Origin of the sequence: Wenzhouxiangella indolica (genome assembly GCF_042310355.1) — a bacterium.
Taxonomy (GTDB): domain Bacteria; phylum Pseudomonadota; class Gammaproteobacteria; order Xanthomonadales; family Wenzhouxiangellaceae; genus Wenzhouxiangella.
In genome coordinates this window covers 39,971-62,842 of record NZ_JBHJMR010000006.1, presented here as the reverse complement: position 1 = coordinate 62,842, position 22,872 = coordinate 39,971, and the positions used below count along the sequence as shown (strand labels likewise).

Sequence of the window (22,872 nt, the reverse complement as noted above, 5' to 3'; positions counted from 1 at the left end):
GGCCTCGAACGAGTTGCCCTGGCATCCGGCGAATGTCGTGACGATCCGTAGGCATTTTCCTACAAATTGTGGGTGTCCCGGATTCGCAGCCGAAGTAATCGTGGGTGTCCTGGTTCTGCTGGTTCTGGCTCTCGCCTACGCGGTCGGCTCGAAGCGATCCTCGAAGACCGGGTCGACCACCGGGCCGAGCGCGTTGGAATCGCTGTCGCTGTTGTCCGCGCTGGGCTCGACGGGCGGGTCGTCGGAGGCCGGGGAGTCGATCGTGACGACCGCGTCGAGCGTTCCCGTGGCGTTGTCGGCGATGGTGCAGTCGATGGTGTAGGTCACCGTCGCGTCGGCCGGCATCGCCAGCGCCTCCTGCAGATCGCCGCTGCCCGAGACCGCGTTGCCGGTGGCTCCACCCGCGGCCGTGCTCGTCCAGCTGCAGCTCGATTGCGGCGGCAGGGTGGTGTCGACCCACACGTTGCCGTTGGCTTCCGGCCCGTTGTTGGTGGCGACCACCGTGTAGGTCACGGTCTGGCCCGGATCGGCCTGGGTCTGCCCGTCGTCGATGGTCACGGCCAGGTCGGCGTCGGGGAAGTCGGGGTCGATCAACTGCACGACCAGCGAACCCTCGGCCCTGACCGTCGCGGACGGGTCGTTGCAGGTGTAGTGGGCCACGGCAGCCAGGCCGCGGCCGGCGAGGTCGTCATCGACGCGGATGGCGTCGTTATCGAGGTCCGTCTCCGTGCCGCAGAACGGCGAGTCGATCGTGACCGGTGCGCCGAGCTCGGCCAGGCCGCCGTCATCTCCATCGGACTGGACGCCGGTGGGAAAGTGATGAATATCCAGCGTGTCGGCGGCGTTGCGCCGCGCGAGGATCCACTCCCCGCCGATGGTCTCGACATCGATGGTCGTGTTGATCGGAAGGGCGATCTGCTCCGGGTTCTCGCCGGACTCCATGACCCGAGCATAAAGTCTTTGCCCCAGACCGAATGCATCCGGGTAGATGGCGAAGATCTCGCGGTTCGGGCTGCCGTTGAAGTCGACCTCGATCCAGTCGGCGTAGACCCTCCCCGACGAGCCATCGGGGTCGTTGTCATCGTAGAAGCCGTCGAGAAACGGAAAACAAGCATCGCCGGGCGCGCAGCTGTCGACCGGGTTGCCGGACCCGTCCAGTTCGAAGGCGACGTGCGTGATCCCACGCTGGCTGCAAGAAAAGCCATTCTGGCCGAAGGAAATCCAGACTTTGCCGTCCGGGCCGATCTCCGAGTCGCCGGATCCGGGCATCGTGAAACAACCCGAATCAGCGCCGCTCCACAATAGGCGATCCCTTGGCATGACGCCCGGATCCACCAACGCCGCCGTGCTGGGCCAGGCCACTAGTTGGTGAGCATCTCCTTTCCAATGAGTCAAGAACACGGCCCCGTCGTCGTCGACCACGATGCCGACGTCGGGATACGTGCTGCTGGTGGCATAGTTGCGGTCGAGCGTCTGGACCGCGCCGGTCTGGGCGTCGACGCGAGCGACCTTGATCGAGCGGGTGTTGTTGACGCCGTCGTAGGCGGCGACGAGGACATCCTCGGCCGCGACGTAGTCCAGCGCGCAGTTCCTCGCATCTCCGTCCAGCGACTCGACCACCCTGCGCCACTGCGTGGTACCGGCCAGCGGATCGATCCGCCGGGCGACCACATCCTGCCCGCCGTCGTCGCGGAATTCGATGTGGCAGGTGTAGGCCTCGCGCGCGGAGACCAGCACCACGTGCAGGCTGTCGCGTTCGATCCGGATCTCCGCCGGCGGCGTGGGCTGGGCCGATGCGGCCAGGGGCAGCAGGGCGCAAAGAACGGCCAGAAAGCCTGCGAGAGAACGCCAGGTGCGCATTCGGAACTGGAGCATGGAACCCCCCAATCAATGACAATTCGACGTTGCCGGACCCTCGACTGCCCTTCGACAGAAGCCAGTAATTCGTTAGCCTATACTACGAAGAAGCGATCAGCGATTCAAATGCGGCGTATAGGAAGTATAAGCGGCCTATTTCCTGATTTCCAGCGGTATCCGGAGCCGTGCCAGGCTGGCCCCGGACGCTTACCAAAGTTCCCAGCACGCCGAATTCCGTCTGATTCCGCTCTGTCGGAGCCAATCGAGAAGCCCCTGTAGCCGCGTTTTTGCCGGCGTTGGCCTCTCTCGGCACGAGCGCCATCGGACCGCGCCCGGATGCAACGCGGCCTGAAACCGGTTTCCTGCGTTTCAGTGATGCAAGCCGGTACGCTCGGCCGGCCTGCCGGCGCGATGCACGCGGACAGGCGGCGCACGACTTTCCGTCCACAGGCCGGGCAGATCCTTCCTGGCCAGATGATTCAGTATCCGCTCGATCACCGGCGGGTCTTCGATACAGGCGATAATCTGGACCGTGCCCCCGCAATTCGGACAGGTCTCCACATCAATCTGGAAAACCCGCTTGAGGCGTTGCGCCCAGCGCATCGCCGCGCGTTGTTCGGCCGGCGTGCGCTCCTTTTCTTGGGCCGGCTTGACCGGCCTGGCACCCCGGCCCCGGCAGGCCGGTGTGATCCGCGCCCGGTACGGGCTGTTCGGCGCAAACACCCCATGGAAGCGGGTCAGGTTCAGCCGCGGCGGCGGAACGAGCGCGGCCAGCCGGGCGATGAAATCCAGCGGCTCGAAGAGCACGTGGGTCGTCCCGTCACGGTACGGGGTTTTCAGGCTGTAGCCGATCTCTCCGCGTGCTGTCAGGAACAGGCGCTTTTCCGAGACGGGAGGACGGCAGATGTATCGGCACAGCCGCTCGAGCTTGTCGCGCCAAGCCCGGCATGTCCATGGCCCGGTCGTCGCGAGACGGCTCCAGGTCCCGTAGCCGTGGTGTTTCGCGACCGAGCCCACCGCAGGCGTACTTTCCAGTACGCTGAGGATGCGCGACCGAGCGAAACGCCGCGGATGCGGGGCCTGGGGGCGTCGCAGCAGGGCGGGTCATGGATATGCCGGGCTCCGCTTTGACCGCGACACCGGCGTGCAGAGACAAGCCCGCCACATTGCCGGGACCGCCAGTTACCCAGTCCTCCTCATCGCAAATCGGCAGGGTCTGGAGCTTGAATACTTTGCGCCCGCGATGCGGGCCCACGGCAATGCGGTAGGTGATGGAATGCCCGACCAGGTCGAGGATCGGGTCGTCCTCGTCGGGTGCCTCGCCCAGATCGAGCTGTTCGGTATCGCGCTCCAGTAACCCTTCACGTTCCAGGAGCCGCCCCACCCGGCGGGCGATGGTGTGGACCAGTTGCGTCATTTGGGCCGACGTCGGTTCGCGCACCCACTGGAATCGGGGTCGGTTATCGTGAGGCGGGGTCACCACGTAGACCCCATCGACAAACAGCATGTGAAAGTGGATGTTGAGATTCAGTGCTGAGCCGAATCTCTGAATCAACGTGACAGCACCCGTGCGCGCCGACTGTTGCGTGTACCCGGCCTGCCGGATCATGTGGCCGGCAATGACCCGATAGACGATGCCCAGCACGCGACCAATGAGTGCCGGGTGGGTGGCCAGAAGAAATCGCAGTGGAAAGGGGAGACTCAATACCCATTGACGAATCGGCCGCTCGGGCAATACCTGATCGACCAGCCAGGCCGCGCCGTCGGCCATCCTCCGCGCGCCGCAGCTAGGGCAGAATCCGCGGCGCTTGCAACTGAACGCGAGCAAATGCTCGACGCGGCAGGCGTCGCAGCGCAGGCGCAGGAACCCGTGCTCCAGCCGACCGCATTGCAGGTAGCCATCGAATGCCTGACGCACATGGCTGGGCAACTGTTTGCCGGCCTCGGCAAGGTGTTCGACAAAGGCTGGGTAATGGCGCTCGACGATCTGGTAGAGCAGCGTCTGCTCGGGGCGGTGGCGCTGATAGCCGACACTGCCGATTTCCACACCGTTTGTCCCCCGCTTGCATAAAGCAAAACGGCAGGGTCGCTCACAGGAGGAGCGCCGTCAGTCAGTCAATGGCTTGTCAGCAGGTAGGAAAAGAGCTTTGTTCGATCTGCCAATGACCCGCTTGATGGCTGCAGCTTCGGACTCGGCCAACAGGTCCGTCTTCGAGGAAATCATCGAGGCAGCTACCGATATATTCGCTGATTTCGCTACAAGCCAGCTTATTCTTCAACATCGTAGCGCTCGAATTGGTCGGCAACTTCTTGCGAAACCGGCTCCAGGCGATCCGGTGGCACAAACTTCAGCACACCGTCCTCGCTAACCACCAACCGAGTCCCGGTCATTCGCGCCCGCTCGCGTGCGCGTTGTGCGGCGCGCAGCAACGCCGATTCGATTCCGCGCAGGTCGGAATCCATTGATTGTTCAATCATTCGTTCAGTCATGGCGCGAACTCCATTCCTTCAATTCGGGACCCTCACCCGAATTATCATACAGTGCCCAACTATCTACCAAATGTCGGTAAAGGCTTGCAAAATTGTTCTTTCCGGCATGGAAGCGCCGCCTGATGGTCTCTTCCGGCACATCATGACCGCCTTGTCGAACCCTTTCGGCGACCCTTGCGATCGCGGTTTCGGGGCGATCGAGCTGAAGGAAGATCAGCTTGACCCGGTAGCCGTCGTCTTGCCAGCGCGGAATCATCCGCGCGTAACCGCGGCCCGACAAGGTGGTTTCGAAACCGAAACTGATACCCGCAGCGGCGTGGCGGGCAATCTCGGCAAGCATCAGGCGCCCGGCCTGGAAGGCTACGGACTCGGGCCTGAATGGTGAAAGGCCGGCGGCAATCAGATCGGCATTCACGAAAACCGGGCAGTTCGCCTCCTGAAGCAGATACTCCCGTGCAAAAGTCGTTTTCCCGGCCCCGTTCGGGCCGGCAATGATCAGAATTCGGCGCCCCGCTTCTGCCATGCCATCACTCCAAGGCGAACTGTGTTTATGATTAGATTATCGGGCGATCAGCCGACCCAACGCCTCACCAGGATCGGGCTGTCGCATGAGTGATTCCCCAACCAAAAACGCCCCAATGCCTCCCTTTTGGAGCTTTTCGACATCCTCACGGCTATGAATCCCACTCTCAGAAACAACTAACCGGTCAGACGGCACCATCGGCGCCAACCGTAGCGTAGTCTCCAAGTCGGTCACAAACCGATGCAAATCCCGATTATTGATCCCCACCAGATCCCCAGGCACCTTCAACGCCCGCTCCATCTCCTCCTCATCATGCACTTCCACCAGCACAGCCAACCCCACTTCCTTCCCCAACTCAGCCAGCTCCGCAAGCTGCCCGTCATCCAGCGCAGCAACAATCAACAACAGCGCATCGGCCCCGATGGCGCGGGTCTCGACCACCTGCCAGGGGTCGATAATGAAGTCCTTTCTCAGCACCGGCAGGCGGCAGGCAGCTCTGGCCTCGACCAGGAAGGCGGACTGGCCGCCGAAGAAGCCCTCATCGGTGAGCACCGACAGGCAGGTGGCGCCGCCGGCCTGGTAGCTCTTGGCGATCGCTTCGGGGTCGAAGTCGGGGCGGATAATGCCGGCAGACGGCGAGGCGCGCTTGACCTCGGCGATGACGGCGTCCTGGGTGGCGGCCGCTCGAGTCTTGAGTTCGCCGGCGAAGTCGCGGCACGGCGGCAGGTCCTTGACGATGGCCTTGAGTTCGTCGAGTGGCCGGTCAGAGCGGCGGCGTTCGACCTCGTCTTTCTTGGCCTTGAGGATCTGCTGGAGGATGTCGGCACTCACAGGGCGTAGCTCCGCTTGGCGTATTGCTTGAGGCGTTCCAGGCCGACGCCGGTGGCCAGGATGTCCTGGGCCTGGCGGATGCCCTCTTCCAGGCTCTCGGCGCGGCCGGAGACGTAGATGGCGGCCCCGGCGTTGAGCGCGACCATGTCGGCGGCCGGGCCCGGCTCGCCGCCCAGGGCGGCCTCGACCAGGGCCAGGCTTTCCTTGGCATCTGCTACCTGCAGTGCGGCCAGGCTGTGGTGCTTGATGCCGTAGTCGTTGGGCCGGATTTCGATCTCGCGGATTTCACCGTCTTTCAGTTCGGCGGCCTTGGTGGGCGCGGCGATGGAGATTTCGTCCAGGCCGTCATGGCTGTGGACGACGATCACGTGGCGGCTGCCCAGGGCGTGCATCACCTCGGCCAGGGGCAGGACCAGTTCCGGGGCATAGACGCCCAGCACCTGGTTGGGTGCGGCGGCCGGGTTGGTCAGGGGGCCGAGCAGGTTGAACAGGGTTCTCAAGCCCAGCGCCTTTCGCGGGCCGATGGCGTGCTTCATGGCCGTGTGGTGCTGCGGCGCGAACAGGAAACCCACGCCCAGCTCGTCGATGAGGATGGCGACCTGTTCGGGCGTGAGGTCGAGCCGGCAACCGGCGGCTTCGAGCACGTCGGCGGCGCCGGACTTGCTGGAGACCGAACGATTGCCGTGCTTGGCCACGCGCACGCCGGCGGCGGCCGCGGCGAAGGCCGATGCGGTGGAGACGTTGAACAGCGAGGCGCCATCACCGCCGGTGCCGACGATGTCGGTCAGGCCCTCGCGGTCGATGTCGACGCGCTGGGCGACCTGACGCATCACCTCGGCGGCGGCGGCGATCTCGATCGGTGTCTCGCCCTTGACGCGCAGCGCCATCAGGAAGCCGCCGACCTGCGCCGGGTCGGCCTCGCCTGCCATGATCTCGTGCATGGCCGATCGCATCAGCTCGCCTTCGAGGTCGCGGCCTTCGGCCAGTTCGTTCAGGGCCTGCTTGATGGCGGTCATTTGTTTGTCTTCATTGGTTCTGGTCCAGAAAGTTCTTCAGCAGTTCGTGGCCGTGGCGCGTGAGGATCGATTCGGGGTGGAACTGCACGCCTTCGACGGGCAGTTCCTTGTGCTTGAATCCCATGATCTCGTCACGATTGCCATTGCGCTCCGTCCAGGCGGTCTCTTCCAGGCAGTCCGGCAGGCTCTCGCGCGCGATGATCAGCGAATGGTAACGCGTGGCCTCGAAGGGATTGCCCAGGCCGGCGAACACGCCCTGGTCGGTGTGGTGCATGTGCGAGACCTTGCCGTGCATGACTTCTCTTGCACGCACCACCTCGCCGCCGAAGGCCTGGCCGATGGCCTGGTGGCCCAGGCAGACGCCGAGTATCGGAAACACGCCGGCCAGTTCCTTGACCACGTCCAGGCACACGCCGGCCTCGTTAGGCGTGCACGGGCCCGGCGAGAGCACGATGCGGTCGGGCGCCATCTCGCGGATGCCATTGAGGTCGATGGCGTCGTTGCGCACGGTGCGCACGTCCGCGCCCAGCTCGCCCAGGTACTGCACCAGGTTGTAGGTGAACGAGTCGTAGTTGTCGATCATCAGCACCTTCATCGGTGCAGTCCTCCGCCGGCTTCGGCCACGGCGCGGATCAGCGCGCGGCCCTTGTTCATGGTTTCTTCCCATTCGGCCTGTGGGTCGGAGTCAGCAACAATACCGGCGCCGGCCTGCAGGTGCAGGGTGTGGTCTTTCACCAGCGCGGTACGGATGGCGATGGCCAGGTCCGCGTTGCCGTGCCAGTCCAAGTGGCCGACCGCGCCGGCGTAGACGCCGCGGCGCACCGGCTCGAGTTCGTTGATGATTTCCATCGCACGCACCTTCGGGGCGCCCGAGAGCGTGCCGGCCGGGAAGGTGGCGCGCAGGACATCAATCGCGCTCATGTCGGTGTCGAGCTGGCCGTGGACTTCCGAGACCAGGTGCATGACGTGCGAGTAGCGTTCGATCACCATACGGTCGGTCAGCTCGACCGTGCCGGTGGCAGCGATCCGGCCGATGTCGTTGCGGCCCAGATCAATGAGCATCAGGTGCTCGGCCAGTTCCTTCGGGTCGGCCTTGAGTTCTTCTTCCAGGCGGCGGTCTTCTTCGGCCGTCTTGCCGCGCGGGCGCGTGCCGGCGATGGGGCGCACCATGGCCTCGCGGTCGGACACGCGCACCAGCACTTCAGGCGACGAACCAACCACTTGGAAGTCGCCAAAGTCGAAGAAGTACATGTAGGGCGAGGGGTTGAGGCTTCTCAGCGCCCGGTAGACGTCGAGCGGCCGGGCGGCCAAGTCCACGCTCATGCGCTGGGAGAGGACCACCTGCATGGTGTCGCCGTCGAGGATGTATTGCTTGATGCGCGCGACGGCGTTCTTGTAGTCGGCTTCGGCAAAACCGAAGCGGAAATCGTCCTCGCCCGGGGCTTCGAGCGAGACCGGCGGCGGGTAGCCCGGCGAGCCGCATCGGAGGCGATGGGTGAGCTGGTCGAGGCGGCGGCAGGCCGTGTCCCAGGCGCGCGGTTCTTCCGGGTCGGCGTTGACGATCAGGTAGAGCCGGCCGGCCAGGTTGTCGAACACGGCCAGCTCCTCGGCCTCCAGCAGCAGGATCTCGGGCACGCCCAGTTCGTCGGGCTTGTTGGAGAAATCCAGCTTGGGTTCGAGGTGGGCGACGGTCTCGTAGCCGAAATAGCCGACCAGGCCGCCGGCGAAGCCGGGCAGTTCGTCCAGCTCTGGGGCCTTGCGGCTTTTGACCAGGGCGTCGATTTCGGTCAGCGGGTCGATGTCGTCCAGTTGATCGACGACGCGGCCGTATTCCAGGGATTCGAGCGTGCGGCCGGTGGCGCGCCAGGCGCGGCGGCACGGCAGGCCGATGATGGAATAACGGCCCCAGTTCTCGCCGCCCTCGACCGATTCGAGCAGGAAGGCGTTGGGGCCGTCGGCCAGCTTCAGGTAGACCGACAGGGGCGTGTCCAGGTCGGCCGCGATCGAGCGCCAGACCGGGATGCGGTTGTAGCCCTGTTCGGCGAGTTGTTGGAAGCGGTCGGAGTCCACAGGGAAGTCGTTGTCGTTGGCGAGCCCGGTATTGTAAGCGCCCGGGGGTGGGCTGGCCATCGACGGGACTGGGGGCGGATTCGAAAAGCAGAATCTTTGAAACGCAAAGACGCTAAGCAGCAAAGAACGCAAAGGGAATGAAGCAGCGGGGGGCCTTAGTGATGTGTGGAGGCGGTGTCGGAACGCATCGGCTTGCGGTTGTGGTGCGGCTGATGCGTTGCGCTGGCGCTCCACGCATCCTACGAAACCACGAAACTACGAAACCATGAAGACGGTTTGGCGGGGTTGGGAGGCACGGCGGGTCAAAACCTCCTACAATCGGGGCTTGACTTCGAGCGTAGGGGCTCGAAGCGGCACGACATGACGGGTTGGCGGCTGGTCGACCTGTCGAGGGGGGCAAGCCAGCCATGAAAAATCGACAACCGAGACGTTGCAAAACCTTGGGGATCGCGGTCATCGCCGGCCAGGCGGTCGCTGGGGTGTCGACGTCTGCGGCGGCGGATGACGGCTGGCAGGCGGCCTTGCCGCAGCTTCCGGCTGCCGTTGCCGTGCCCGGCCTGTTGCCGGCCTTGCTGGCGGCGCTGTTGGTTACGCTGCTTGTCGCAATGCGGCAACTGCGCCAGACCCGGCAACTGAACCGGCGCCTGTCGCGCATCCTGCGCGGGTCGCGTGCCGGCACCTGGGAATGGAACGTGCAAACCGGCGAGACCGGCTACGACGAACGCTGGGCCGGGATCATCGGCTACCGGCTGGCCGAGCTCGAGCCAACCTCGATCGAGACCTGGAAGAAGCTCGCCCACCCCGACGACCTGGTCGAATGCAACAAGCGCCTCAAGCGGCACTTCCACGGCAAGTCCGAGCACTACGAGATGGAGGTTCGGCTGCGCCACAAGGACGGGCACTGGGTGTGCGTGCACGACAGCGGCCAGGTGATGACGCGCACACGCGACGGCGAGCCCGAGTGGATGTTCGGCATGCACCTCGACGTGACCACGCGCCGCGCCGTGCAGGAACGACGCGACGGCTGGCTGCAGCGGTTCAGGGAGCTGTCGAGCAACGTGCCCGGCGTGATCTACCAGTACCGGCTCCGGCCCGACGGCTCCTCGCATTTTCCCTTCGCCTCCGAAGGCCTGCGCCAGATCTGCGGCTGCGCCCCCGAGGACGTGGTGGCGGATGCCACGCCGGCCTTCGACCGGGTCCATCCGGATGACCTCGACGAGGTCTGGCGATCGGTCAGGGCATCGGCCGAGGCCCTGAGCACCTGGCACACGGTCTTTCGCGTGAACCACCCCGAGCTGGGCCTGCGCTGGGTCGAGGGCGACGCCACGCCGTCGAGCCAGCCCGACGGCAGCATTACCTGGCACGGGCACATCCGCGACATCACCGAACTGCACCGGGCGCTCGAGCGCGTGCGCACCGCCGCCAGCGTGTTCGAGAACAGCCAGGAAGGCATCATCATCAGCGGTGCCGACTTCCGTTTTCGCGACGTCAACCGTGCCTTCGAGCGCCTGACCGGCTACTCGCGCAAGGACATTCGCGGCCAGACCCCCGAGACGCTGCTGCCGGACAAGGACCGCGAAAGATCGCTGGCGCAAATCCGCTCAGCGCTCGAGGCTGACGACCACTGGCACGGCGAGGCGTTCATCCGCACCCGAAGCGGCGACACCTTTCCGGCGGAGTTGTCCATCTCGACGGTTCGCGACGACGACGGCCGCTTGTCGCATTACGTGACGCTGCTGACCGACATCACCCTGCGCAAGGCCCAGGAGCGCCGCCTGGGCAAGATCGCCAATCACGACCCGCTCACCGGCGTGGGCAACCGGCGCATGGCCGACGAACGACTGCAGCAGACCCTTACCCTGGCCCGGCGCTCGGGCACGACCTTCGCCGTGTGCATGATGGATCTCGACGAGTTCAAGCCGGTCAACGACCGCTACGGCCACGACGCCGGCGACCACGTGCTCAAGACCATCGCCGAGCGCCTGCAGGACCTGGTTCGCTCCGACGACGCCGTGTGCCGTCTCGGCGGCGACGAGTTCCTGATCATCCTGCGCGAGCCGCAGGGAGAGTCCGTGTTCGAGCGCATCCTCGAAGCGATCCGCATCCCGATCCGCATCGAGGCGGGCCTGGTGCGCGTGTCCTCGAGCCTGGGCGTGACCTTGTGCGACGCCGACTGCGACACCGATGCCGAAGGCCTGCTACGCCGCGCCGACCGCGCCGTCTACGCCGCCAAGTCGGCGGGACGCAACCGCTTCCGGTTTGATTCGGACTAGATCGGGGCCGGGTGGTCGCCGTAAGCGGAGGGTGCGGGCTTTAGCGCAAAAATCTTTTCAACGCAAAGACGCGAACACGCGAAGACCCAAAAAGATATAAAGATTCGTAGGATGCGTGGAGCGTAAGCGCAACGCATCGATTCCGGCGTGGGCCGATGCGTTACGACCCGCTATTGCCCCTCGAACCGGTCCCGGAAGATGCGCGTCAGGGCCTGGACGTCGAACGGGGACGATTCGGCCTGGGTGAGTTCGCCTCCGGCGTCGGCGGCCTGCAGGCTGTAGCCGGTACCTGCCTGGTCGACGCTGAGTGGGCTGAACTCGGCCAGGCCGGACGAAACGGTGACGTCGGTGCTGCCGGATAGCGTTGCGCCGGGCGTGCCACCGAGCAGGGACAGGCCGACTTCGGTGGCGTTGTCCCAGGTGACGCGGTTGCCGGCGTCGTCGAGCACTTCCAGGCGCACCGGCGGCGAGACCGTCTCGCTCTCGTAGGTATCCGTCGGCTGGGTGACGAAGGCCAGGCCGGCCGGCGCGCCGGCGAGGATCTCGAACGGGTTGCTGACGGCCGCGTCGAGCTGGCCGCCGGTATCGCTGGCGAGCAGTTCAACGTCGCTGCCCATGGTGTCGATCGACAGCCCCGGGAACACCGCCTCGCCCGCGCTGACGAGCCTCGGCTCGCCGCCGGAGAGCGTCGCGCCGTCGGGGCCGGCGGCCAGCGTCATGGCCACCTCGGTCGTGTTGTCCCCGGGCAGGAAATCGCCGGAACTGTTGACCACGCGGACGACCACCGCGGGCGCGATCGCCTGGTTGCGCGGCGCGTCGGTCGGCTGCACCTCGAAGACCAGCGCCGCCGGGTCGTCGTCGATGATGTCGAACTCGTCGGTCTCGGCCGGCTCCGGACCGGGCACGGTTGATTCGAAGCCGAGCGTGTAGCCCTCGTCGGCCTCGTCGATACTGAGGTCGTCGAACAGCGCCGAGCCGTCGGCGACCGGCTGCTCGAGCGTGCCCTGGAGCTCGGCGGAACCGAAGGAGGCGTCGAAGTCGATCTCCGCGGCGATCGACTGCGTGGGCCCACTGAGCACGACCAGGCCTTCGTCGTCGCGGACCTCGACGCCGACATGGCCGACCGGCTCGTCCGTGCCGACATCCTGCGGCTGCTCGGTCACGACCAGGGCGTCTTCGAGCTGGAAGCGCAGGCGACCGTAGCCGTGCTGAAAATCGTGCCCGCTCGCGCCCAGGTCGTTGCTGCCCAGGGCGCTGACGCTCTCCAGGCGCGAGACGATCTCGGCGCGGGTCATGGCGGGGTGGCGCTGTTGCAGCAGGGCGGCCATGCCGGCGACGTGCGGCGCGGCGGCCGAGGTGCCCGCGAAGTCGCCGGCGCCATAGGTGACGGTGTCCACGCGAGCGAAGCTGGCGGCATCCGGCTTGGGCGGCTCGTCGCCGGTGGGCAACTCGCCGCCGGGCGCGAGGATCGGGCCTTGTGAACTGTAGGGTTCCTGCGCCGAGTCGGCGTGGTCGAGCGCGGCGACGGCCACGGATTCGGGGGAGTCGGCCGGGAACGCCAGGCTGCGCGCGCCCACGCGCTGGTCGAGCGGCGCGCTGGCGAAGAACTGCAGGTTGCGGTCGCTCGGGGCGTCGGATCGCTGGACGACCCAGCCGTAGATGCCGCTTTCACCGTCGCAGGGTTCGTTGAACGACGTGGCGGCCGCCACTGCCACGAGTTCCTGCGGCGTCTGCCCGCTCGCGCCGCCCTGTTCGTCCTGCGAGCGCTCGACCTCGTTCCATGTCTCTCCGTCGTACTCGACCAGGACCAGGTCGTAATCGTGGTCCACGTCGCTCCAGTCCGCCCAGAACAGTTCGCCGCGCAGCGGCGAGCCGTCGTCGATGCAGAAAGCCGAACCGCTGCCGTCGCCGTGGAAATTGACCTGCTGCCCCGAGTCATCCCAGTCGTGGAGATCCGCATCCGCGCTGCTCGATTCATACAGGCCGCCCCAGTGCCGCTGGCGGCTGTTGCCGGCGGCGTTGATGTAGACCACGCCCGAGCCCGCGGCCGCTTCCACCGCTTCGGCCACCGAACCGGGCAAGGCGGTGCCGTCGCCGATGCCATCGAGCGGCGCGCCGAGGGAGGCCGAGATAATGTCGGCGCCGCTGTCGACCGCATCGTCGATCGCGGCAATCCAGTCGCCGAGGGTCAGGGTGTCGTAGACGATGTACTCGGCTCCAGGGGCGATGTCGAAGGCGATCTCGACGACGGCATTGCCGTGCGGCAGGTCGTTGTCGCCGAAACTGCCCGAACCGATCTTGACCTTGGTCACCTGCCCCGGCGGCGGCCAGTCGTCGTTGGCCTGCAGGGCGGCAATTGCGCTGGCGGAATCGTCGAACTGGTCGATGATGGCGATGGTGACACCCTCGCCCTCGAGGCCGCCTTCATGCCAGCGCCCGGCCTGCCCCTCGGCCAGGCCCTGGGTCAGGGCGGCCCCTTCAAGGGGCTCGACTCGCCGGGCCGGCCAGATGCGGGCGACGCTTTCGTCGCCGGCCAGGTCTTCAAGCGCGTCGATCGGCATCCAGGCCTCGACGATGCCGCCGTTCAAGGCGTGACGAACGCTGCCGCCGAGGCGCAGGAGCCGGCTGCTACGAACCGCGCGCCGAAAGCGCAGCTCGACCAGCACGCGATGGCCGTCGATCAGGCTTGCGGGCACATCGCCGGCGGCCGCCAGGTTGTCGGCGCCGCGCGAGCGCGCTTCGATCAGCTTGACCAGGTTGGGATGCAGCCGCCCGGCGTAATCGTCGGATGGCGCCGCCGCGGAACGGGCCTGGTCCAGAACAATGGGCGCATCGGCCGGCACCGCCACGGTTTCTCCCGAGAACAGGCGGCCAGGGTCCGGCTGCGCTGTCGCCGTTTGGGCGGCCAGGGCGAGTAACCCGGCAATGCAACCCCCGAAACCGGAGCGGATCGGTGAAATACGCGGCATATCAATTACATGGAGATCGCTCGTTTACCGAGAGTCTAACCTGCATGGGCGTAAAACAGATCGCAAGGGAGATTGCATATTGATTCGGACTCGATCGGGGCCGGGTGGTCGCCGTAAGCGGATGGTGCGGGCTTTGGCGCAAAAATCTTTTTAACGCAAAGACGCGAAGACGCGAAGAAGGCAAAAAGCAGTAAGGATCTGAAACACAGAGGGTGCCGACGATAGCTCGACAGCACGCTTGGCTACCGCTCGCAGGCGAGCAGGCCCGCATCTGCAACGAATAGGCCAGGGATCACGATCGTTCAATTTCTTTCATTTCCTCTGCTTTATATCTTTGCGTCTTCGCGTCTTTGCGTTTATAAGATTTTGCCCGCCCTCTAAGCCCCCCGCAGCGCGCGAACGACTTCGGCGTAGTCGTCGGCGCCGAAGATGGCCGAGCCGGCCACGAGGGTGTCGGCGCCGGCTTCGCGGATTTCGGCGGCGTTGTCGGGTTTGACGCCGCCGTCGATTTCCAGGCGGATGTCGCGGCCCGAATCGTCGATGATCTTGCGCGCCTGGCGGAGTTTTTCCAGGGCGGCGGGGATGAACTTCTGGCCGCCGAAGCCGGGGTTGACCGACATGATCAGCACCAGATCGACCTTGTCGATCACCCACTCGAGGATGTCGAGCGGCGTGGCCGGGTTGAACACCAGGCCGGCCTGGCAACCCTGTTCGCGGATCAGGGCCAGGCTGCGGTCGACGTGCTCGCTGGCTTCGGGGTGAAAGCTGATGACGCTCGCACCCGCCTGGGCGAAGTCGGGGATGATGCGATCGACCGGCTTGACCATCAGGTGCACGTCGATGGGGGCGGTGATGCCGTGATTCCTCAGCGCCTGGCAGACCATCGGCCCGATGGTCAGGTTGGGCACGTAGTGGTTGTCCATGACGTCGAAGTGCACCCAGTCGGCGCCGTCTTCGAGCACCCGGGTGACTTCCTCGCCCAGGCGGGCAAAATCGGCGGACAGAATGCTCGGGGCGATCAGGGTGGGCTGCTTCATGGTGGACGTCATGCGTATAATTCGGTCAGGTTTCTTATTGTACCCGCCATCGTGAGCGACTACCCCGTCCCGCCGCTGGAATTACTGCACCAGGGCAAGGTGCGCGACATCTACGCCGTCGACGACGATCGACTGCTGATCGTCGCCTCCGACCGCCTGTCGGCCTTCGACGTCGTGCTGCCCGACCCGATTCCGGGCAAGGGCAAGATCCTCACGCGCATCTCGACTTTCTGGTTCAGCCAGTTCGCCGACCTGGTGCCCAACCACCTGCTCGACGACGATCTTTCCGGCATCGTCGGCAGCACAGATCTGGCCGCCGAGCTGGCGCCGCGCAGCATGCTGGTCAGGCGCCTGAAGTCCCTGCCGGTCGAGGCCATCGTGCGCGGCTACCTGGCCGGCTCGGGCTGGAAGGACTACCAGCGCAGCGGTGGCATCTGCGGCATCGACCTGCCTTCGGGCCTGGAACAGGCCGCCGCCCTGCCCGACCCGATCTTCACGCCCTCGACCAAGGCCGCCGTGGGCGATCACGACGTCAATATCGACATGGCCGCCATGCAGGCGCAGATCGGCGCGGACCTGGCGCTTCGCATCCGCGATATCTCGCTGGCCATCTACCGCCGCGCGGCCGCGTTCGCGCGCGATCGCGGCATCATCATCGCCGACACCAAGTTCGAGTTCGGCGTCGATGCCGACGGCGAGCTCTACCTGATCGACGAGCTGCTCACGCCGGATAGTTCGAGATTCTGGCCGGTGGACGAGTGGCGCTTGGGCATCAGCCCGCCGAGCTTCGACAAGCAGTTCGTGCGCGACTACCTCGAAACCCTGGACTGGAACAAGACCGCGCCGGGGCCGAAGCTGCCCGCCGAGATCGTCGAGCAGACGATGGCGCGCTACCGCGAGGCCGAGAAACGACTGCTGGCCGATGACTGAAACGGCGGCCACGCGCGTCGCGGCCGACAGTTACCTGAGCCGGCTCACGGCAGCGACCCTGTTTCTGACGCTGACCTTCGGGCTGGTGGTTCCCAACGCCATCGACGCCGGCGAGGTGATGCTGGTACTGCTCGCGCTGGGTTGGCTGTTCGGCGCCGGCGGCTGGCGCCGGCCCGGCCTGACCCGGTCGGAACGGATCTACCTGACCGTACCCATCCTCTACGTGCTGGCCTGGCTGCTGGCCTGGACCCTGCACGGCTCGTCGACGGCCGGGCTGGGCACGATCGAGCGCCTGCCCGACCTGCTGGTGATCATTCCCGTGTTCCTGTTCCTGCGCCGCATCGACGGCCTGGAGACCGCCTGGTGGAACGGACTGGTTGCCGGCGCGTTCGTCGCCGGCGGTTACGCCATCTGGTACGTGGCGACCGGCCAGGAATCCGTGCACGGCGCACGCGTGACCGGGCCGACCAACCCCATCTACTTCGGCGCCATTGCCCTGGCTTTCGCCCTGATGCTGATTCCACGCCTTGCCGATGACCGCGTATCGGCCACCGGCCGCGTGCTCGTCGCCGCCGCCATCGTGCTGGCCTTCGTGGCCAATGCGCTTTCGGGCAGCCGCGGCGCCTGGCTGGCCATCCCGGTGCTGCTGGGCATCTACCTGTTTACCGCCGGCGCCGGCCAGCCGCTGCGCTGGCGACTGGGGGTGCCGTTCGTGGTGGCCGCGCTCAGCCTGGTGGTGCTGTTAAGCCCGGTGTTGCCGATGAGCGATCGCCTGGACGAGACGCTGGCCGAACTGAGCCTGATTGCCGGCGGCGGCAACGGCGACGGCGGTTTCGGCCTGCGGGTGCAACTGTGGGAGATCGCCGGCGGCCTCATCGGTGCCGAGCCGCTGACGGGCACGGGGCCGGGGAGTTTTCGCCTGGCGCTGGTCGAGTCCGTGCAGGCCGGCGCCCACGACGAGATCCTGCTGCGCTACGAGCATCCGCACAACCAGTACCTGTCGGCCCTGATCGACGGCGGCGCGGGCCTGCTCGCGGCCCTGCTCGCGCTGTTTGCCGCGCCCATCCTGTTGGTATCGCCCCTGAGCCGGCGCTACTCCCGGCAGTGCCGCTACCTGGCCTGGTGCACGCTGGCCGCCGCGGTGGTCCTGGCGGTCATGGCGCTGTCGGAATCGATCTTCGAGCGCAATACGGGCATTGTCTGGTTCGCCATGCTCACCTCGATTGCGGCCGCGCTGGCGGGCGGCAGCGGGCAGCGCACGCCGGACTGACTCAGGCCCGCTGCGGCCGGCCGGATCGGGCCAGCGTCAGCAGTCGCTCGGCCGTTTCGGCGGTGGCGTCGGCCGTGCCCAGCGCGCGCTGGCGCGCCACCTGCTCCGCCGCCCGCTCGGGCGCTTCGAGCAGGGCCCGGGCGCGCTCGGCCAGCGCCGGGGCGCGCAGGGGCGAACCCGCCACCAGCCCGGCACGTTCGAGATCGCGGATGCGCTGCGCCTGGTCGTTACCCCCGGCGGGAATCATCACCGCGGGCACGCCGGCGGCCAGCACCTGGGCGCTGAGCATGCTGCCCGCGCCGGTGACGGCCAGGCGCGCGTCGGCCAGCAGCGCGCCCAGGGCGGCGGTGGGCAGCGAATCGATCAGGCACACATGGGAATGCTCGCGCAGCGATCCGCGGTACTGCGGGCCGAGCACCACCACGGCGTCGATCCCGGTGGCTTCGGCCAGGCGCTCGGCCGCGTCGACGAGGATCTCCGGCACGGGCCGGCCGTCCTCGACGTAGCCGCCCCCGCCGGCGACGAACACCGCGTAGGGTCGGCCCGGTTCCGGCAGCCGCTCGCGCCAGGCGGCCAGCGCCTCGCGGTCGGGCTCGGCGACGATGCCGGGCACCGCCATGGCCGCGGCCCGCCCGCGGCCGAACACGGCCAGCAGCAGTTTCTCGTAGGCCTTGAGTTTGGGCGGCCGGCCGCTGACGTCGACGGCCAGGTGCAGGTCGACCTGGCGCAGCTGCCGGGGGCGAAAACCCTTCAGGCGCTTGGGCGAGCGGTCGCTGATCCACACCACCCGCGCCCCGGCGCGCTGCAGCGCGCGGAACTGGCGCACCCGGCCAGTGCAGTCGAACACCGCCAGCTGCGGTCGCAGCGACTCGATCAGGCGCAGCACCTCGTCGCCGGCGCGCGCGGGCGTGTCGGCAATCTCGTGATAGGTAAAGCGCTCGTCGCGCTCGACGCCGGCCTTGACGCTGAGCAAGAAATCGATGCGCGCCGACGGCGCCCGGGCGGCGACGGCGCGCGCGAGGGTCAGGCAGCGGTAGTACTCGCCGCTGCCGCCCGGCCCGCTGGCCGGGGCGAAGAGGATGCGCAGGGGCGGCTCGTTCATTTCGACTGTTCCCGCCGCCTGCGGCTGCGGCGCCGGCGAATGCCCGCGTAGCGATCGGGCTCGCCCGGCGGCGCGGTCTTGAAGCGGCGGTGCACCCAGAAATACTGCGCCGGGTCGCGCCGGATCTGGCGCTCCAGGAAGGCGTTGAAGCGCTCGAGGTCGTACACGTCGTCGCCGCTGGGAAAGTTCTCGAACGGCGCCTCGATCACGACCCGGACGCGGCCGCTGTCGGCGTCGCGCAGGGGATACATCGGCAGCACCAGGGCGTCGCCCATGCGGGCCATGTTGGGAATCCCCGTCGCGGTGGCCGTGGCCAGGCCGAAGAACGGCGCGAAGACCGAGCGCTGCGGCCCGAAATCCTGGTCGGGCGCGTACCACAGGAGCTTGCCGGCGCGCAGGTGGCGCACCATGGCGCGCAGCTCGTTGCGCCGGAACATGCCCTCGGCGTAGCGCAGCCGGCCGCGGTTCTGGAAGCGCTCGACCGCCTGGTTGCGCTGCGGGCGATAGACGCCCCAGGTGGCCGTGCGCTCGCACAACAGCCGCCCGCCGAGCTCCAGCGAGGTGGCGTGGCCGGTCAGCAGCAGGATGCCCCGGCCCGACTCGCGGGCCCGCTCGATGTACTCGAGACCCTCGACGCTGCCGAAGCGTTCGTCGAGCCGTCCGGGCCGGCACCAGGCGATGGCGCCTTCGGCCAGCATCTCGGCCAGGAAGCGGAAGTGGCGCTTGACCACGCGCTTGCGCTCGTCCGGATCCATCTCGGGAAAGCAGAGCGCGATGTTGCGATCGGCGATGCGCTTACGCGAGGGCATGGCCAGGGCGAACAGCGGGCCGAGCGGGCGCACCAGCGTGCGCGCCGTGCGCGGCGGTAGGAGCCCGAGCAGCCGGATGGGCTGGAGGAATAGCCAGGTCAGTAGATCGATCATCGAGGTGGTGTTTTCCAGTTACCCCCGGCGCGGCCCGGATTCGGCCCGGCGCCCGGCTCATGCAGTAAACTCGTCGCCGTCATGCTTGCAGTCTACCGTTTGCTCATTGTGCTCGTCGCGCCGCTGGCGCTCGTCTGGCTGCGCTGGAAGATCGCAGGCCCGGCCGAACTGCGCGCGCGGTGGACCGAGCGCCTGGGCCAGGTTCCCGAATCCGATCAGCGACCGGTGCTGTGGCTTCACGCCGCCTCGGTGGGCGAGGTCAACGCCATCGCCGCGCTGGTCACCGCCCTGCTCGAGCAATACCCGGATCATCGCCTGGTCATCAGCACGATGACCGTCACCGGCCGTGCCGAGGCCATCCGCCGCTTCGGCGACGCTGGCGACGCGCGCGTCGAGACGGTCTTCGCGCCGCTGGACACACCGCTGGCGGTGAGCCGCTGGCTGGCGCGCATCCGCCCGCGGCTGGCCATGGTAGCCGAAACCGAGATCTGGCCGGAACTCTATCGCGGCTGCCGCAAGCGCGGCATTGCCCTGGTGCTGGTCAACGCCCGCCTGGCCGAATCGGCCATGCAGCGCTACCGCCGCTTTCGCTCGCTGTTCGCCGGCGCGCTATCGTCGGTGAACCTGGCGATCTGCCAGAGCGACGAAGACGCGCAGCGCTTTCGCGAGCTGGGCCTGGACGAGGACCGCCTTGCCATGGCCGGCAATCTCAAGTTCGACCGGGCGATTCCCGACAACCTGGGAGAGTCGGTGCGCCGCCTGCGCCGGCAGTGGGGCGAGCGCCCGACCTGGGTGGCCGGCAGCACGCGACCGGGCGAGGAGGCCATCGTGCTCGCGGCACACCGTCGCTTGCGCGCGCGCCGGCCGGACGCTTTGCTCGTGCTCGCGCCGCGCCATCCCGAGCGCAGCAACGAAGTGCGCGGCCTGATCGAGCAGGCCGAACTCACCCACCAGCCGGTCGAAGAAGTCGTCGACGCGGCAACGGCCGTGGTGCTCATCGATCGCATCGGCGTGCTGGTGTCGTGCTACGCGGCCGCGCCGGCGGCCTTCGTCGGCGGCAGCCTGGTCGATATCGGCGGCCACAACCTGCTCGAACCGGCGGCTTTCGGCAAGGCGGTGATTGCCGGCCCACACCTGCACCAGCAGGCCGATTCGGCCGCGGCGCTGCGCGAGAAGGGCGCGCTGATCGAGGTGCACGATGCCGACGAGCTGGCGCAAGCGGTCGCGACGATCTGGGAAGACCCGCAGCGCGCGCTGGCGTACGGCAGCGCGGCCCTGCAAGTGGTGGAGAACGGGCGCGGCAGTGTCCGCCGCACCCTGAAGCTGCTGGCGCCGCTGATCAGTCGGTAAGCAGTTCGTTGGCCCAGGCCAGGTCGTCTTCTTGCAGCACGCCGGCCGACTGGCGCAGGCGCAGCTGGTTGAGGATGAACTGGTGGCGGGCGTCGGAGTAATTGCGCTCGGCCTGGAACATACGCTGCTCGGCGTTGAGCACGTCGACGATCGTTCGCGTGCCCACCTCGAAACCGGCGTTGGTGGCTTCCAGGGCGCTGTCGGCGGAGATCAGGGCCTGGCGGCGCGCCTCGACTTCCTGGATACCGGCGACGATGGCGCGGAAGGCGGTCTCGGTCTGGCGCTTGATCGAGCGCTCGGTCGACGACAGGGTGGCGTCGGCCGCGCGCAGCGAGTAGCCGGCCTGGTTACGGCGGGACTGCGTCGCGAAGCCGGAGAAGATCGGCACGCTGAGCGTCAGCCCGACTTCCCAGCCATCCGTTTCAAGCGTCCCGGACGGCACCTGCTCCTGGGTCACGGGGTTGATGCCGACGTAATCGTTGTCGGTGAAATTGGAGTACCCGGCTTCCAGGCCGAGGGTCGGCAGGTGACCGGAACGGGCGATGCGCAGGTCGGCCTGGGCGACGTCGACCTGCGAGCGCTGCTGCATTAGCTGGGGATTGAATTCCAGTGCACGCGCCACCCACTCCTCGACGTCGGAGGGGTTGGGCATATCCAGGGGAATGTCCTGGGCCAGGCGATCGAAGCGCTCGAACCAGGCGCCGGCGATTTCGCGCAGGGCGTCGCGGGCGTCCTCGAGGGCATTCTCGGCCGTGATCACGCGGGCACGCGCCGCGTCATAGACAGCCCGGGCCTCGTGCACGTCGGTCACGGCCGAAAGGCCCACTTCGAAGCGCTGTTCGGCCTGCTCGAACTGGCGCTGGAGCGCGGTCTGCTCGGCCTTGGCAAAGCTCACCGAGTCGAGCGCGGTGAGTACATCGAAGTAGCGCTCGGAGACGCGGAACAGGAAGTTCTGCCAGGCCTCGCGATACTGCGCCTCGGCCACGCTGAACTCGGCCTTGCCGCGTTCGATTTCGCCGTAGTTGGCGTCGTCGTAAATGCTTTGCCGAAGCGACACGCTCCAGTTCTCGGTATCGGTGTCCTGGGACGGCGACTCGATGCCTTCGACCGCGCGGGTCGAGGATCCGATGGTCATGCCCGCGGAAGCGTTGATGCTGGGCAGGAGACTGGCCCGGGCCTGCACGGGGATCTCGCCGGCCGCGTTGAGCCGCTGCTCGGCGGCGCGGATCTCGGCGTCATGGCTCTGCGCCAGCTCGTAGACGCCCATCAGGTCGACGGCCTGCGCCGAAGTGCTCAGGCCCAGGGCAATGGCCAGGGACAGGAAGACTTTGCTGCGGTTGATCATGATAATTCCGGCTTGAAGGATGTGGTCAAAATTCGAACTGCGGCCGATCCTCGGCGCCGATCAGGCGCGGCAGGTCGGTATCGAAGAGGCTGTCGACCCGCCAGTGATCGTGCTCCGAGCGGGTCAGGGAAATGGCTTCCATCACCGGGCTGAAGCCGCGCACGGCGAACAGGCGCCCACCCGGCTTGAGCCACTGGCGGAAGCGCTCGGGCACTTCCGCGGCCGATCCGGTGACGGCCACGGCGTCGAAGCTCTCGCCGGGGTCGAAGTCACCCAGTGCATCGGCGTGCCGCAGCTCGACGCCCTCGATCGCCAGGCGCTTGAAGCGGCGCTTCGCCCGCTCGGCCAATTCTTCGAAAATCTCGATGCTCAGCACCGAAGCGCCCATGTGGGCCAGGCAGGCGGCGGTAAAGCCCGAACCGGTACCGATCTCGAGCACTCGATGTCCGGGCTGGATTTCCAGCGCCTGGAGCATCCGGCCTTCCTCGATGGGCTTCATCATGACCTGGTCGTGCGGCAGCGGAATGCGCAAGTCGGAAAACGCCATGCGCCGATAGTCCGACGGCGCGAAATCCTCGCGCGGGACTTCGCGCAGCGCATCGAGCACGTACGGGTCCAGCACCTCCCAGGTGCGCACCTGCTGCTCGACCATGTTGACGCGGGCCTGTTCGAGATTGAGCGACATAATCGATCCCAGTCGGTTTCATGGAATATTAGAGCGCTATTGTACCCGCTCGGAAGTGAGCGTTACTGTGCCAGTGGTCATGAATCCGGCGGCTCGGCGATGGGGGCACTCGAGAGGCGGAAAATCAAAATCTTTTAAACGCAAAGACGCCAAGACGCGAAGACGCCAATGCGGCAGAGGAACGGAAAGAAAGACAGTAAC

At 66.9% G+C, this 22,872-nt stretch carries 17 protein-coding genes and 2 pseudogenes; 4 read left to right on the top strand and 15 right to left on the bottom strand.

The window, feature by feature from the left end; all coding sequences use genetic code 11:
• Positions 1-135: 135 nt before the first annotated feature.
• The 9 genes and pseudogenes from ACDC67_RS08665 to trpE all read right to left on the bottom strand — a co-directional run bounded on the left by ACDC67_RS08665 (position 136) and on the right by trpE (position 8,847).
• The gene (locus tag ACDC67_RS08665) at positions 136-1,875 is read right to left on the bottom strand and encodes a DUF11 domain-containing protein (protein ID WP_376692334.1); all 1,740 of its coding nucleotides are present in this window, start codon (positions 1,873-1,875) and stop codon (positions 136-138) included.
• A gap of 351 nt (positions 1,876-2,226) precedes the next feature.
• Positions 2,227-2,863: pseudogene (locus tag ACDC67_RS08660) on the bottom strand (transposase); the annotation flags it as partial.
• Positions 2,864-2,974: 111 nt separating this feature from the next.
• A pseudogene (locus ACDC67_RS08655) lies at positions 2,975-3,904 on the bottom strand (transposase zinc-binding domain-containing protein); the annotation flags it as partial.
• Between the two features lie 221 nt (positions 3,905-4,125).
• A complete protein-coding gene (locus ACDC67_RS08650; RefSeq protein ID WP_376692332.1) occupies positions 4,126-4,347 on the bottom strand; it encodes a hypothetical protein in 222 nt (73 codons plus the stop codon).
• Positions 4,340-4,870, bottom strand: coding sequence for an AAA family ATPase (locus ACDC67_RS08645; RefSeq protein ID WP_376692331.1), 531 nt, complete (start codon positions 4,868-4,870; stop codon positions 4,340-4,342). Before ACDC67_RS08645 ends, ACDC67_RS08650 begins: the two co-directional genes overlap by 8 nt.
• Before the next feature lie 36 nt (positions 4,871-4,906).
• Positions 4,907-5,701 carry an indole-3-glycerol phosphate synthase TrpC gene (gene trpC / locus ACDC67_RS08640; RefSeq protein WP_376692329.1) on the bottom strand — a complete coding sequence of 265 codons (795 nt, stop codon included), beginning with the start codon at positions 5,699-5,701 and terminating at the stop codon, positions 4,907-4,909.
• Positions 5,698-6,717 (bottom strand): anthranilate phosphoribosyltransferase, encoded by a 1,020-nt coding sequence (gene trpD / locus ACDC67_RS08635; RefSeq protein WP_376692327.1) that lies wholly within the window; start codon positions 6,715-6,717, stop codon positions 5,698-5,700. The genes trpC and trpD overlap by 4 nt, the downstream gene beginning before the upstream one ends.
• Positions 6,718-6,727: 10 nt before the next feature.
• Positions 6,728-7,312, bottom strand: a complete 585-nt coding sequence (locus ACDC67_RS08630; protein ID WP_376692325.1) for an anthranilate synthase component II — start codon at positions 7,310-7,312, stop codon at positions 6,728-6,730.
• Positions 7,309-8,847 (bottom strand): anthranilate synthase component I, encoded by a 1,539-nt coding sequence (gene trpE, locus ACDC67_RS08625; RefSeq protein ID WP_376692323.1) that lies wholly within the window; start codon positions 8,845-8,847, stop codon positions 7,309-7,311. The genes ACDC67_RS08630 and trpE overlap by 4 nt, the downstream gene beginning before the upstream one ends.
• Before the next feature lie 380 nt (positions 8,848-9,227).
• On the opposite strand from trpE, the gene ACDC67_RS08620 reads away from it, so the two are divergent.
• Positions 9,228-11,060 carry a sensor domain-containing protein gene (locus ACDC67_RS08620; protein ID WP_376692321.1) on the top strand — a complete coding sequence of 611 codons (1,833 nt, stop codon included), beginning with the start codon at positions 9,228-9,230 and terminating at the stop codon, positions 11,058-11,060.
• A 170-nt stretch (positions 11,061-11,230) separates the two neighbouring features.
• Here ACDC67_RS08620 and ACDC67_RS08615 read toward each other — a convergent pair whose 3' ends face one another.
• Together ACDC67_RS08615 and rpe are read right to left on the bottom strand one after the other, a co-directional pair.
• A complete protein-coding gene (locus tag ACDC67_RS08615) occupies positions 11,231-14,029 on the bottom strand; it encodes a S8 family serine peptidase (RefSeq protein WP_376692319.1) in 2,799 nt (932 codons plus the stop codon).
• 377 nt (positions 14,030-14,406) lie between these two features.
• Entirely contained in the window at positions 14,407-15,066 is a 660-nt protein-coding gene (gene rpe, locus ACDC67_RS08610; RefSeq protein WP_376692519.1) for a ribulose-phosphate 3-epimerase, read from the bottom strand.
• Between the two features lie 51 nt (positions 15,067-15,117).
• On the opposite strand from rpe, the gene ACDC67_RS08605 reads away from it, so the two are divergent.
• Positions 15,118-15,996, top strand: a complete 879-nt coding sequence (locus tag ACDC67_RS08605; RefSeq protein ID WP_376692317.1) for a phosphoribosylaminoimidazolesuccinocarboxamide synthase — start codon at positions 15,118-15,120, stop codon at positions 15,994-15,996.
• Positions 15,989-17,266, top strand: a complete 1,278-nt coding sequence (locus ACDC67_RS08600) for an O-antigen ligase family protein (RefSeq protein ID WP_376692315.1) — start codon at positions 15,989-15,991, stop codon at positions 17,264-17,266. The genes ACDC67_RS08605 and ACDC67_RS08600 overlap by 8 nt, the downstream gene beginning before the upstream one ends.
• Before the next feature lies 1 nt (position 17,267).
• On the opposite strand, the gene ACDC67_RS08595 is transcribed toward ACDC67_RS08600, so the two are convergent.
• Both ACDC67_RS08595 and ACDC67_RS08590 read right to left on the bottom strand, forming a co-directional pair.
• Positions 17,268-18,368, bottom strand: coding sequence for a hypothetical protein (locus tag ACDC67_RS08595; RefSeq protein ID WP_376692313.1), 1,101 nt, complete (start codon positions 18,366-18,368; stop codon positions 17,268-17,270).
• On the bottom strand, positions 18,365-19,291 hold the full coding sequence (locus ACDC67_RS08590) for an LpxL/LpxP family acyltransferase (protein ID WP_376692311.1): 927 nt from the start codon (positions 19,289-19,291) through the stop codon (positions 18,365-18,367). Before ACDC67_RS08590 ends, ACDC67_RS08595 begins: the two co-directional genes overlap by 4 nt.
• A gap of 81 nt (positions 19,292-19,372) precedes the next feature.
• Between ACDC67_RS08590 and waaA the strand changes: the two genes are divergently transcribed.
• Complete coding sequence (gene waaA, locus ACDC67_RS08585; protein WP_376692309.1) at positions 19,373-20,641, top strand: lipid IV(A) 3-deoxy-D-manno-octulosonic acid transferase; 1,269 nt, start codon at positions 19,373-19,375, stop codon at positions 20,639-20,641.
• Here the strand turns inward: waaA and ACDC67_RS08580 are convergent.
• Both ACDC67_RS08580 and ACDC67_RS08575 read right to left on the bottom strand, forming a co-directional pair.
• Positions 20,631-21,986, bottom strand: a complete 1,356-nt coding sequence (locus ACDC67_RS08580) for a TolC family outer membrane protein (RefSeq protein WP_376692308.1) — start codon at positions 21,984-21,986, stop codon at positions 20,631-20,633. The genes waaA and ACDC67_RS08580 overlap by 11 nt on opposite strands.
• A gap of 25 nt (positions 21,987-22,011) precedes the next feature.
• A complete protein-coding gene (locus ACDC67_RS08575; protein WP_376692306.1) occupies positions 22,012-22,671 on the bottom strand; it encodes a protein-L-isoaspartate O-methyltransferase family protein in 660 nt (219 codons plus the stop codon).
• Positions 22,672-22,872: the final 201 nt, after the last annotated feature.